At 40.0% G+C, this 12,580-nt stretch carries 12 protein-coding genes and 2 riboswitches; all 12 genes read left to right on the top strand.

The window, feature by feature from the left end:
* Positions 1-38: 38 nt before the first annotated feature.
* The 12 genes from POF52_RS13260 to POF52_RS13210 all read left to right on the top strand — a co-directional run bounded on the left by POF52_RS13260 (position 39) and on the right by POF52_RS13210 (position 12,501).
* Positions 39-1,106 carry an undecaprenyldiphospho-muramoylpentapeptide beta-N-acetylglucosaminyltransferase gene (locus tag POF52_RS13260; RefSeq protein WP_016764730.1) on the top strand — a complete coding sequence of 356 codons (1,068 nt, stop codon included), beginning with the start codon at positions 39-41 and terminating at the stop codon, positions 1,104-1,106.
* Positions 1,107-1,481: 375 nt separating this feature from the next.
* A riboswitch (cyclic di-AMP (ydaO/yuaA leader) is annotated at positions 1,482-1,624 on the top strand.
* A gap of 72 nt (positions 1,625-1,696) precedes the next feature.
* Positions 1,697-1,834, top strand: coding sequence for a hypothetical protein (locus tag POF52_RS13255; RefSeq protein WP_271993145.1), 138 nt, complete (start codon positions 1,697-1,699; stop codon positions 1,832-1,834).
* A gap of 15 nt (positions 1,835-1,849) precedes the next feature.
* Positions 1,850-1,990, top strand: a riboswitch (cyclic di-AMP (ydaO/yuaA leader).
* A gap of 378 nt (positions 1,991-2,368) precedes the next feature.
* The gene (gene kdpF, locus POF52_RS31165) at positions 2,369-2,449 is read left to right on the top strand and encodes a K(+)-transporting ATPase subunit F (RefSeq protein WP_063611563.1); all 81 of its coding nucleotides are present in this window, start codon (positions 2,369-2,371) and stop codon (positions 2,447-2,449) included.
* Between the two features lie 24 nt (positions 2,450-2,473).
* The gene (kdpA, locus tag POF52_RS13250; protein ID WP_271993426.1) at positions 2,474-4,135 is read left to right on the top strand and encodes a potassium-transporting ATPase subunit KdpA; all 1,662 of its coding nucleotides are present in this window, start codon (positions 2,474-2,476) and stop codon (positions 4,133-4,135) included.
* Positions 4,136-4,156: 21 nt separating this feature from the next.
* A complete protein-coding gene (gene kdpB, locus POF52_RS13245; protein WP_271993144.1) occupies positions 4,157-6,232 on the top strand; it encodes a potassium-transporting ATPase subunit KdpB in 2,076 nt (691 codons plus the stop codon).
* A 13-nt stretch (positions 6,233-6,245) separates the two neighbouring features.
* Positions 6,246-6,812, top strand: coding sequence for a potassium-transporting ATPase subunit KdpC (kdpC, locus tag POF52_RS13240; RefSeq protein ID WP_271993143.1), 567 nt, complete (start codon positions 6,246-6,248; stop codon positions 6,810-6,812).
* Positions 6,813-6,865: 53 nt separating this feature from the next.
* Positions 6,866-8,014, top strand: coding sequence for a KdpD-like non-kinase potassium sensor (gene kdpDN / locus POF52_RS13235; RefSeq protein WP_271993142.1), 1,149 nt, complete (start codon positions 6,866-6,868; stop codon positions 8,012-8,014).
* A gap of 25 nt (positions 8,015-8,039) precedes the next feature.
* A complete protein-coding gene (locus POF52_RS13230; protein WP_271993141.1) occupies positions 8,040-8,477 on the top strand; it encodes a CBS domain-containing protein in 438 nt (145 codons plus the stop codon).
* 254 nt (positions 8,478-8,731) lie between these two features.
* Complete coding sequence (gene lepB / locus POF52_RS13225; RefSeq protein WP_013057720.1) at positions 8,732-9,286, top strand: signal peptidase I; 555 nt, start codon at positions 8,732-8,734, stop codon at positions 9,284-9,286.
* A gap of 90 nt (positions 9,287-9,376) precedes the next feature.
* A complete protein-coding gene (locus tag POF52_RS13220) occupies positions 9,377-10,471 on the top strand; it encodes an oxidoreductase (protein WP_271993140.1) in 1,095 nt (364 codons plus the stop codon).
* 249 nt (positions 10,472-10,720) lie between these two features.
* Positions 10,721-11,608 carry a sulfite exporter TauE/SafE family protein gene (locus POF52_RS13215; RefSeq protein WP_013057718.1) on the top strand — a complete coding sequence of 296 codons (888 nt, stop codon included), beginning with the start codon at positions 10,721-10,723 and terminating at the stop codon, positions 11,606-11,608.
* A 431-nt stretch (positions 11,609-12,039) separates the two neighbouring features.
* The gene (locus POF52_RS13210; RefSeq protein WP_013083806.1) at positions 12,040-12,501 is read left to right on the top strand and encodes a hypothetical protein; all 462 of its coding nucleotides are present in this window, start codon (positions 12,040-12,042) and stop codon (positions 12,499-12,501) included.
* Positions 12,502-12,580: the final 79 nt, after the last annotated feature.

Genomic DNA, 12,580 nt, shown 5'->3' with positions numbered 1-12,580 from the left:
AACAGATCGATTAAGTGAAGTAAAGAGAGGAAGAAAAAATGAGTAAGCAAGTTATCGTTTTTACCGGAGGCGGAACAGCTGGACACGTAACACCAAACATTGCCATTATGAAAGAATTAGACAGTGAAAAATGGGATATCCATTATGTCGGTTCTCACAATGGTATTGAGAAAGAATTAATTACAAAATTAAACGTTCCATATCATGCGATTTCAAGCGGGAAGCTGCGTCGATACGTAGATATGGAAAATGTAAAAGATGTATTTCGAGTAGCAAAAGGAGTTGGCGATGCACGTCGCGTGCTGAAAAAGTTAAAGCCTTCTCTTGTGTTTTCAAAAGGCGGTTTTGTCACAGTTCCTGTTGTAATGGCTGCTAAATCTCTAAACATTCCCGTGTTCATTCATGAAAGTGATTTAACACCGGGACTGGCAAATAAAATTGCGCAGAAATTTGCCACTAAAATTTTCACTTCTTTTGATGAAGCGGCAAACTATTTTCCAAAAGAAAAAGTGCAGGTTGTTGGTTCACCTATTCGAAAAGAATTATTTAGCGGAAGCGCAGCGAACGGGGAAAGCTGGCTTCGTTTTTATGATAAGCGCCCAATTTTAACCATTATGGGCGGAAGTTTAGGAGCACGTCGCATCAATGAAATTGTTCGAGAGTCCTTGCCTGAACTGCAAAAGAAATTTCAAATTGTACACCTGTGCGGAAAAGGCAATGTTGATACAAGCCTTGAAAAAGAGTCGGGCTACCGTCAGTTAGAATATGTAAATGAACAGCTTCCAGATGTTCTAGCGGCCACTGATTATGTGATTACACGCGGCGGATCAAATGCTATCTTTGAGTTTTTAGCCCTTCATAAACCGATGATGATTATTCCTTTGTCAAAAGCACAAAGCCGGGGAGATCAAATTTTAAATGCACAGTCCTTTAAGAAAAAAGGCTACTGTATGGTTGTGGAAGAAGAACAGTTAACAAAGGAAGTGTTTTTGCGTGAAGTAAATGAGCTTCAGCAGCAGGCAAGTACGATGAAGCGTACAATGCGTGAAGCAACAAAAACGGATGCCATTTCAATTCTTGTAAATGAAATTGAGAAAATGAACTAAAAAAAGAGGCTGAGACAAACGTACTTTAGCCGAAGTAAAAAACGAACTATTGATCAAGGTTTTTGATTAGTGGTTCGTTTTTTTTTTGTTAAAGTGAACGTAGGTTTCACCTGTTCAGATCCTTCTAGCAGTTGATTGGAGGACAAAGCGAAGTCTTGCACGAAAATCAATTGCAGTGTCACAATCGGCTCAGCTGATGTATCCCATTTGTTCGTCTTTAGAAGGGATACATTTAGTTATATCACAACCTTTTTTTCTTTGAATCTATTATTTTAAAATAATGAATACCCATGGAAAAATAAAGCTTTTAAAATTTCAAAAAATGTTGTTGACAGTAAATTTTAACAGGAGTAAGATTACTCTCATGAAACGTTCCACAGTGACACGCTGAGTCTTTCCTGAAAGAGAGGGGAAGAGCGGAGGACCCAATTATTAGGGGTGAATCTCATAATTGAGTAGGGTTACTTTCTTGACCCGAACCCGTCAGCTAACTTCGTAAGCGTTAAGAGAGAGGATGGTGTAATCGTGGCCGTTTTCTATAGCAGCGGATAGCGCGTTCCTTTCAAAATATAGGTGAAAGGAGCGTCAAGATGCATCTACCTAAGCAAATGATTCAAATGATTGAATATCGAGCAATATGCGATCAGCAATCTTTTGATCTAGCAAACCGCTATTTGTCTACGTTAGCTAATCAAAGTATTAAACGCAGCAGGAAAAACCATAATTAAGTCTAAAAATTAAATAACAAATATACGCTTAATCAATCATGAGCGGGGGACCCAATATTTTGTACGTATGTACTAGGGGTGAATCTCTTAACTGAGTAGGGTTACTTCCATAACCCGAATCCGACAGCTAACTCCGTAAGCGTTTTGGGAGTAAAAAAATTCGTGTCGATCACGGCTTATTTGTCGTGCATTAAACCGCGGAAGAGGACTCTCTTCTGCGGTTTTTTTAATGGGGAAAATAGGAGAGCAGGTTATGTCTGCACCGTAAAGAGGATATAGTAGGGCTTTTAAAACGAGATCAACAATACGTGAGGATTAAACAATCAAAGATAACCTTTCGCTGCTAGCTCACTTGGGCGTGATGCTTTACGCACAGAAACAGTCGCTACGCTTAATCATTGGTGGTAAGAAACAGTTAGGAGGGAGCAACTTGGATACGATCATGCTTGGAACACTTGCCATATTAACAGCTGCTATGTACGGAATTATTTGCTGGTCGTCTCATGTAGTAGACGAAAGAGAGGAGAAGTGAACATGTCGTTCATTTTGCTAGGTATTTCAGTTCTTGTTTTAATTTATTTAGTATATGTACTGTTAAATCCAGAACAATTTTAATAAGCGGAGGAATAAAACGTGGGGATTTTTCTACTATCAGTTGCGCTGCTGCTTGTTTTTGTAGCGCTTATTGCAAAGCCCGTAGGTATTTATATAGCGAATGTGTTTTCAAACGATAAAAACACTAGCTTAGTAGGGAAGATAGAATCGGTGATGTTTAAAGCGGCAGGAATTAAAGGGCATAATCAGACGTGGAAGCAATATGCACTTGCTCTCGTTTTGGCGAATACGTTCATGATTTTTGTGGTGTATCTTATCTTCCGGTTTCAAGGGGTACTGCCGCTTAACCCAAGCCACATCAAAGGAATGGATCCGGCCCTTGCTTTTAACACGGCCATTAGTTTTATGACAAATACGAACTTGCAGCACTACAGCGGTGAATCAGGTTTGTCTTATTTCTCGCAGATGGCCGCCGTTGTATTTATGATGTTTGCTGCACCTGCAACAGCACTTGCAGTAGCAATCGCTTTTATTCGCGGGTTGGCAGGGAAGGAAATGGGAAACTTTTTTGTTGATTTTGTGAAATCAATTACGCGTGTTTTACTTCCTATCGCTTTTATAACAGGCATTTTATTTGCGTTTTTAGGTGTTCCTCAAACGTTAAACGGAACGGTGACTGCCCATACATTAGAAGGGGCAACACAGCAAATAGCAAGGGGAGCAGTTGCTTCTTTTCTTTCAATCAAAGAGCTAGGCAACAACGGAGGGGGATTTTTTGGTGTCAATTCAGCTCATCCATTTGAAAATCCTAATGCGTGGAGCAATGTATTACAAATCGTCCTTATGCTTTTATTGCCAACTGCACTTCCTTTTACGTACGGAAAAATGATCGGACAGCGTAAACAAGGTCGCATCTTGTTTATATCGATGAGTATGCTCTTTATTGTTATCTTAAGTACAGCGTTTGTAACAGAGTGGGGCGGCAACCCAAGACTTGATGCTTTTCATTTAAATGAAGCGAGCGGTTATATGGAAGGAAAAGAAGTTCGTTTTGGTGTCGGCATGTCAACTCTGTACGCCATCGTGACGACAGCGAGTGAAACAGGCGCGGTTAACGCGATGCACGATACCCTTACGCCTCTTACCGGGTTATTGACGCTTGGCAATATGATGTTAAATACCGTATTTGGCGGTGTCGGAGCAGGATTTATGAATGTCATGATGTACGTCATCATCGCCGTATTTTTATCAGGTTTAATGGTTGGCAGAACACCAGAATACGTAGGTAAAAAAATTGAAGGAAAAGAAATGAAGCTCATCGCTGTAACGCTTATTCTGCAGCCGCTGTTAATTTTAGGAGGAACAGCCGTAGCGCTCACTACTCATTTAGGAATGGAAGGTATATCAAATCCAGGCTTTCACGGGTTAAGCCAGGCACTGTATGAATTTACGTCGTCAGCAGCAAACAATGGATCCGGTTTTGAAGGACTCGGCGACGCAACTCCGTTTTGGAACATTTCTACAGGAATTGTTATGTATATTGGACGCTACTTCGGACTAATTACGATGCTGGCGGTATCGAGCTCACTAGCATCTAAGCAGCTTGTTCCTGAAACACCTGGGACATTTAAAACGGATACGTCTTTATTTAGCGGCATTTTAATTGGAACTACCGTTATTGTAGGAGCACTTACGTTTTTCCCAGTGCTTGTACTTGGGCCGGTTGCTGAGTATTTGACACTGTAATCAAGAAAACGGAGGATTATAATGAATAAACGGAATTTTACGAATAATCTTGAATTAGATCGTAACAGTCACATTCAAGGTTCTGTAGATAAACAAGCTTCATCGATTTTTATTCAATCAGTAAAGCAGGCTTTTATCAAGCTAAGTCCAAGAACGATGATAAAAAACCCTATCATGTTCGTAGTAGAAATCGGGTTTGTTATTACGCTTTTTTTAGCTGTTGTTCCAGACCTTTTCGGAGAAAGTACAGTAAGCGCATGCTTTAATATTACCGTATCCCTCGTGTTATTTTTTACAATTGTTTTTGCAAACTTTGCAGAAGCATTAGCAGAAGGTCGAGGAAAAGCACAGGCAAACTCATTAAAGCAATCGAAAGGTGATATTACAGCTAATAAACTTCAAAAAGGGCAAATAATACAAGTTTCGGCATCGCACCTAAAAAAAGGAGATATCGTCATCGTTTCACAAGGCGAAATGATTCCTGGAGATGGAGAAATCATTAAAGGACTTGCATCTGTTGATGAATCGGCCATTACCGGTGAATCGGCACCTGTTATGAAAGAAGCAGGCGGGGACTTTAACTCTGTAACTGGAGGTACAAGAGTTGTCAGCGATGAAATTACAGTTAAAATTACGTGTGAGCAAGGTGAATCGTTTTTAGATAAAATGATTTCGCTTGTTGAAGGAGCAGAGCGTCAAAAAACGCCAAATGAAATTGCGCTAAATACGGTTTTAACAAGTCTGACGATTATTTTCTTACTAGTTGTTGTGACGCTTCCTGTATTTACAAACTACTTACATTTTCAACTGGACACGGCTATTTTAATTTCACTGCTCGTCTGCCTCATTCCTACGACGATTGGAGGATTATTATCAGCCATTGGAATTGCTGGGATGGACCGAGTCACGCAGTTTAACGTGATCGCTATGTCAGGAAAAGCAGTAGAAGCAGCTGGTGACATCAATACAATTATTTTAGATAAAACCGGCACAATTACGTTTGGAAACCGAATGGCTCATCAATTAACGACTGTAGAAGGCACAGACGAACGTGAACTCTACAAATGGGCGTTTGTTTCTTCTCTTTATGACGAAACACCAGAAGGGCGCTCAGTTGTTGATTTTATTCAAAACCGCATGGGAGTAGAAGACCTTAGAAAAACCGAAGGAACGTTTGTTGAATTCAAAGCTGAAACGCGAATGAGCGGCATTGACTTACAGAATGTATCTGTACGAAAAGGGGCAGTGGACGCCGTCACGGCATGGGTAGAGTCAAATGGCGGGATGGTTCCCTCTGATTTGCAGCAAAAAGCAAACGAAATTGCAGGAGCCGGTGGCACGCCGCTTGCCGTCGCCGCTGATGATAAAATTTATGGCTTGATTTATTTAAAAGACATGGTAAAACCAGGAATGAAAGAACGCTTTGAGGAACTTCGTAAAATGGGCATTAAAACAGTCATGTGTACAGGAGATAATCCGCTAACCGCAGCAACCATTGCAAAAGAAGCTGGAGTAGATGAATTTATTGCGGAATGCAAGCCAGAAGACAAGATTCAAGTGATTAAATACGAACAGCAGCAAGGAAAGCTAGTTGCCATGACAGGTGACGGGACAAACGATGCCCCTGCACTTGCTCAAGCTGATGTTGGCTTAGCAATGAACAGCGGAACCTCAGCAGCTAAAGAAGCAGCAAATATGGTGGACTTGGATTCTGATCCTACTAAAATTATTGAAGTCGTTTCAATTGGAAAACAGCTATTAATGACAAGGGGTGCCTTAACTACATTCAGTATCGCAAACGATATTGCTAAGTATTTCGCGATTGTTCCAGCGATGTTTACCTTGGCGATTCCGCAAATGGAGGCTCTTAACGTAATGAAGCTGCATTCACCTCTATCTGCGGTGTTGTCAGCGCTCATTTTTAATGCGGTAATTATACCGCTGTTAATTCCCTTAGCCATGAAGGGAATTGCATATAAGCCGATGAGTTCTAACTCACTGCTGCGAAAAAATTTGTTCATTTATGGATTAGGCGGGGTATTGGTTCCATTCATTGGGATTAAAGCAATTGACTTACTACTTTCATTTGTAATGTAGAGGAGAAGAAACGATGATACAAATAGAACGAACGGGAAGCATAATTGTTCGCTTAACAATTATGATGATAATTCTTTGTGGTCTTATTTATCCTGTTGTGATGACAGGCATTGCTCAGGAAGCTGTTCCAAATAAAGCAAACGGCAGCTTAATCTATTCAAACAATCATCAAGTTATCGGTTCTAAGCTCATAGGGCAACAGTTTACAAGCGATGCATTTTTCCATGGCAGAGTCTCTAGTATTGATTATAACGGGGCAGGATCTGGGTCGTTAAATTTAGCACCTTCAAATAAAGATCTTACGAATCGTATCGAGAAATCCGTAGCGGCTTGGAAAAAAGAAAACGAGGTGCCAAAAGAAGGAATTCCAATTGATGCCGTCACAAATTCAGCTTCTGGACTCGATCCTGACATTACGCCACAAGCTGCATATGCACAAGTAGAACGCGTTGCAAAAGCGGCGCACGTTAAAACCAACACGCTAAAAGAGCTGATCAAAGAACACACTCAGCAAGGAGCTTTTGGTGAAAAACGAGTAAATGTAGTAGAGCTAAATTTGGCTGTTCAACCAGAGCGCTAATTACATGCACTCGCTTCATGTATTGAAGCGAGTGTGATAAAGGGGCCTGAAAAATGAAAGAAAAAGAAGCTCATCCATACTTTCGAAGAAAAACTCCGGAAGAACTATTGCGTGAACTTCATGATCAGAAGCGCGGAAAGCTTAAACTCTACATCGGTGCGGCGCCTGGAGTAGGAAAGACGTATAAAATGCTTCAAGATGCGCACGATTTAGTCAAAGAAGGCGTAGATGTCGTAGTTGGATATATAGAAGCACACGGCAGGCACGAGACTAAAGGGATGATTGGAAATCTAGAAGTAATCCAAAGAGAAACCGTTTTTTATAAAGGAAAAGAATTACAAGAGCTTGACTTGCTGGCGATTGTAAGAAGGCGGCCAAAAGTTGTAATTATCGATGAACTTGCTCATACAAATGTTCCGACAAGCCGTCATAAAAAACGTTTTGAAGATGTTTCTTACCTGCTCAACCAAGGCATTTCAGTCATGTCAGCAATGAATATTCAGCATATGGAAAGTGTGCATGATCTCGTATATGCCATTACCCAGGTAAAAGTTCGTGAGACAGTGCCAGATTTATTTATTCAGCAAGCAGATGAAATTCAGCTTGTCGATGTTACGCCGGAACAGCTGCAAAAGCGTCTTCGTGAAGGCAAAATATACGAAGTTCATAAAATTGAACAAAGCCTGCAGTCTTTTTTTAAGCTCGCGAATCTCCATGCTCTTCGCGAATTAACGCTCCGAGAAGTAGCGGATGAAGTGGACGGTAAGCTCATTCATGCCCATGAAATTGGCGTAACAGGCATTCGTGAACGCATTTTAGTATGCATTCAATACAGTGAAACAGCTGAAAAATTGATTCGAAGAGGCTGGAGAATGGCGAACCGATTGAAAGCAGATTTACTGCTGCTTCATGTTTTTACAGGCGAGCAAACTGAAAGGCAAAAAGCACAAATTAAAGAGTGGCGGGAATTCGCTGATCGCTTTCACGCCTCGCTAATTGTTGAAGAAGCTAAAAAGCAAAAACCAGCTGCAGTGATTGTGAACGTAGCCAAGCAGTATCGCGTTACTCAAATCTTACTAGGGCAATCAGCCAGGACAAGGTGGGAAGAGATTCGAAAAGGGTCTATTGTGAATACGATTATGAGACAGACTCATAACATCGACATTCATATTGTTTCAGATTCAGCAAAGCAATCACAATAAAATGGATGTATACTAAAAGGAGAATATGAGTGAATATTGCGTTTTTTTACTCCCTAAAAAAGAAGTCGTTACCCTGTCGACACGGTCAACTGTCCGTCAAGCATTGGAGAAAATGGAGTATCACCGCTACTCTTCTGTACCGCTCATTAACCAAAAAGGAGAATACGTAGGGACTTTGGCAGAAGGAGACTTGCTATGGAAGCTAAAAAGCCTAGAACATATAGAACTTCATGAGCTAGAACACCTGCGAATTGAAGAGGTCCCAAGGCATCGTGATTATGAACCTATCACCATTAATGATGAAATGGAAAGTATTTTGTCACGTGCGTCTGAACAAAATTTTGTACCAGTTGTAGATGATCAAAATATTTTTATTGGACTCGTGCGGCGAAGAGAAATTATAGAGTATTGTATCTCTCAACTTTTTATACATGGAGAAACGCCTTTAAATGTGAAGATTTAGTTAAGTTTGCGTAAAAAACATAATTTTTACATAAAAGGTAGTCTCTTTTTATATAATTAATGTTATAATAAGAGATGTAAAGACGAAACTTGCGTAATGTAAGCCTCTAACATTTGTTAGAGGTTCTTTTTTTACATAACATAAAACATTTGATTTCAGTTCTTTCTATGGTTAAGTTAGAATAAGTGTTAAAGTAAGAGGTTTCTTGCTTTTTTACATAAGAAAAGTGAGCTGTACAAAGGAGACAAAGTATATTGACTACGGAAAAAACAAAAAGCGATCAATTACGCAGCATATTCAAAACTATTATCTTCGCTATCGCTCTGGTATTTATGATTCGCGCATTTTTATTTTCTCCGTATATTGTAGAAGGCGCTTCAATGAACCCAACGCTGCATAACGGAGAGCGTTTGTTTGTGAATAAACTGTCGTATTCGCTCCATGATATTCGCCGCGGAGATATTGTGATTATTAAAGATGAGGCTAAGAATAAGCATTATGTAAAAAGAGTAATCGGTCTGCCAGGTGAAAAAATCGAAATGAAAAAAGATCAGCTTTATATTGATGATAAAAAAGTAAGTGAACCTTATTTAAAAACGAATCGTCAAATTGCCAATAACATGGATATGGAGCTTACAGGAGATTTTGAACCCGTTCAAATACCTAAAAACGAAGTATTTGTAATGGGTGATAACCGTCTGTACAGTATGGATAGCCGCAACGGTCTAGGCCTCATTGATGAAAAACGGATTGTCGGAAAAAGCGAATTTGTATTTTACCCCATTAAAAAAATAAGAAAAACAACGTAAAAAGAAATGCCGGCGAAGGTATTTCTTTTTTTGTGCCTATGTCTACTCGGCTTCTAGATGGGCAAGCTAAGGAAAAAAGGGGTGAATTAATTGAAGACAGCCTATGAAAAATTATTTAAGCATTTTAAATTTGTTGATGCTCTTGAGATGAAAAACCGATTAGCAATGGGACCTATCCTCACATACGCTTCACGGGAAAACGGAGAAATATCTGATATCGATCTGACTTTTTACGAAAAACGAGTAGGGGGCGTCAGTACGGTAATTGTCGGCCCCGCGTTTATCACAGAAAATGGCCAAGTAGCACATGGTCAAATCGGCATTCATCGTGATCAGGTCATACGAAAGCTTCATCAACTAACCCAAATGATTCATAGAAGAGGTGCTAAAGCGATTCTTCAACTATCACACGGGGGAAGAAAGTGCGTAGAAATGAAAAATAAATGGCAAGCCATTAGTCCAAGTGAAAAGCCTCATAAACGTAAAGGGAAAAAGCCTGTTCAAATGACCGAGCGCGATATAACTTATATGGTTCAAGCGTTTGGCGAAGCTACCACCAGAGCTATGGAAGCCGGGTTTGATGGAGTAGAAATTGATGGAGGAAATGAATGTTTACTGCAGCAGTTTATGTCAAGGCAAGCAAATGAACGGAGCGATTCTTATGGTGGAAGCGCAGAAAACCGCTTCACTTTTGCACTTGAAGTTATTCGTGAAGTGACGCGTCGAGCAGCACATGCGGGCAAACCATTTATTGTGGGATATACATTAGCACCCAAAGAAAAAGGCTATTTAGGAAATAAAGTGGAAGATACATTTGAGTGGATTGATCGTCTTGTTCATACAGAAATTGACTATTTACATATCAGTGCTTTGCATGAACCTACCTTAAGTAGTGAAGAAAATCGTTCACTGGTTTCTTCGATTATTAAGCACGTCAATCACCGGGTCCCTCTTGTGGGTACAGGAGGACTTACGGCAACAGAAGTAGCAGAAGCTTTTGAGAAAGGGCTGGCTTTAATTACGATTGAACAAGCATTAGTTGTGCAGCCAGATTGGGTAGAAAAAGTGATAAATAGCGATGAGCCCGCTTCTATGGATGTGACGTCATTAGATAAAGATGTGAGTTTGCCACCTGAAGTGCTAGCTCACTGGCAAGACATGCATAAAAACCACCGCCCTTATTAAGTGAGCGGTCGTTTTTATGTTGTTGACTTAACAAGAAGAATTTTATTTTACTGATACTATAACCAAGCAGCATACATAGACTAAAAGAAAAACTAAAAACACAGTTGACTTCTAGGAATAGTTAGGATTACAATATAAACAACTTATTCATAAAACGGACAGCTGATCGGACATACCGAAGGCTTCTAGCAAACAACTGTTGGAGGCCTTTTTGTGCTTTCTAACAGAAGATGAAAGTGGAGGGACAACATGAAAAAGTTAATTACGTTTGCACTTATTGGCTTTTTAGCTCAGTTAATTGATGGATCACTTGGAATGGCATACGGGGTGACATCAACTACGCTGCTTTTAACGTTTGGAATTGCACCAGCTGTGGCTTCCGCATCTGTTCACTTAGCAGAAGTTGTAACAACGGCAGCTTCGGGTGTTTCGCATATTAAATTTGGAAACGTAGATAAATCGATGGTGTTAAAACTGATTATCCCGGGCTCCATCGGAGCTTTTGTAGGAGCCTGCTTTCTAAGTAATTTACCTGGAGATGCAGTAAGGCCTTACGTTTCAACATTCTTATTGCTTCTAGGAGTTTATGTGTTATTTCGTTTTTTATTTACGTTTAAAACAAACGAAGAAAAGAGCACCAAACCTTTATCGACGAAGCAGTCCATTCCTTTAGGGTTAATTGCTGGATTTGCTGATGCTACAGGAGGAGGAGGCTGGGGGCCGATAGCAACGCCTGTATTGCTAGCTAAAAAAGGCACAACAGCACGGAAAGTCGTTGGAACCGTGGATACAAGTGAATTTGCTATTGCCGTCTCGGCTACACTTGGCTTTTTAATTTCTCTTGGCTGGGAGCAAGTAAACTGGTTCTGGGTAGGCGCCCTTATGATTGGCGGAATTATCGCAGCTCCGATTGCTGCATGGTTTGTTCGTATTATCCCGGCTCACTTGCTTGGTTCACTTGTTGGTGGGTTTATCATTTTAACAAATGCTCGAACACTCTTAAACACATGGGTATCCAGCAGCTCAACTCAGATAGCTGTATATGCATTCATACTTATTGTGTGGGCAGCAGCGATCATTTACTCACTGTTACAAGGGAAAAAATATAATCAAAATCGAAACGTAGAAGTTTCGTAATAAAGAGGATGGAATAAAAGTAGCTTAGTTAAAGGGAGATCTGAACGTGTTTAATTCTTGATGGAGAATCAAATGCGTTCAGATTTTTTTATGGTTAGGGTGAAGGGAGTTTCATGTATGTAGTGTTTCTAGCTGTTGATTGGAGCGCAAGCGATGAGGAGGCTTAGAGGCCGCCTGCGGAAAGCGAAGGCTTGCACGGAAATCAACAGCGGTGTAACAAGGGGGCCATACTAGCGCATTATCCCATTTGTTCGTCTTTAGATTGGGGTGATTCGTAATGTCTCAATCTCTTTTATTATCTGAATTCCGTAAAATAGAGAAGCGTAGATATTTTTTTTGCGTCTTATGATACAATAGACGAGTTCATTCATGAGTGGGAATACTTTCTAACACATATAAAATTCATGGAATCGTCGAGGTGTGAAGAGTAAGTGGTCTATTTTATTTTAGTATTAGTAGCAGCTATCGAAGTAATTGTCTTATTGATTAATCGACCTGTATTTGCAAACATTCCGTATGTTCAAGTATATATTGTTCCTTTGTTAATAGTAATTGTCATCACGATGTTACTTTCGCGAAATCCAAAGAGATTTATGCGGTGGTTCAAACAAGGGCTTATTACGATTTCAGTCGTTGTGCTTGTATTCGTACCGGTTCTCTATGCCAAAAATCTCCCGCTGTATGGTTATAATGAAGCAAAAAAAATGCTTGCGCAAAGAGAACAGCTCTTGCTAAGTCAGTTCCAAAAAGGAAAATACGTATATCCAGCAAAAGACAGCCCTAAAAAATACCGTTATCTATTTAAAGTCAATCGTGGAAACGGCATGCTTGAATATGTATTCGACCCATACACAGGCGGTTATGAAGTTGTGACAGATGTGATAAAAAAATAAAGGTTTAGCTTATTTAAAGCTAAGCCTTTTAATATGAGAAAAATTGAAACTTTTTGAAAATCTGTGCGTATTTATTAAA

The organism is Priestia sp. AB (genome assembly GCF_028369225.1).
Lineage (GTDB): Bacteria > Bacillota > Bacilli > Bacillales > Bacillaceae_H > Priestia > Priestia megaterium.
The sequence above is the reverse complement of the archived record's forward strand: the minus strand, read 5'-3'. Positions and strand labels throughout refer to the sequence as shown.

What these genes read in the sequence shown, in the direction of transcription:
- POF52_RS13260 (WP_016764730.1), top strand. Translation starts at nt 39, where the DNA reads ATGAGTAAGCAAGTTATCGTTTTTACCGGAGGCGGAACAGCTGGACAC.
- POF52_RS13255 (WP_271993145.1), top strand. Translation starts at nt 1,697, where the DNA reads ATGCATCTACCTAAGCAAATGATTCAAATGATTGAATATCGAGCAATA.
- kdpF (WP_063611563.1), top strand. Translation starts at nt 2,369, where the DNA reads ATGTCGTTCATTTTGCTAGGTATTTCAGTTCTTGTTTTAATTTATTTA.
- kdpB (WP_271993144.1), top strand. Translation starts at nt 4,157, where the DNA reads ATGAATAAACGGAATTTTACGAATAATCTTGAATTAGATCGTAACAGT.
- kdpC (WP_271993143.1), top strand. Translation starts at nt 6,246, where the DNA reads ATGATACAAATAGAACGAACGGGAAGCATAATTGTTCGCTTAACAATT.
- kdpDN (WP_271993142.1), top strand. Translation starts at nt 6,866, where the DNA reads ATGAAAGAAAAAGAAGCTCATCCATACTTTCGAAGAAAAACTCCGGAA.
- POF52_RS13230 (WP_271993141.1), top strand. Translation starts at nt 8,040, where the DNA reads ATGAGTGAATATTGCGTTTTTTTACTCCCTAAAAAAGAAGTCGTTACC.
- POF52_RS13215 (WP_013057718.1), top strand. Translation starts at nt 10,721, where the DNA reads ATGAAAAAGTTAATTACGTTTGCACTTATTGGCTTTTTAGCTCAGTTA.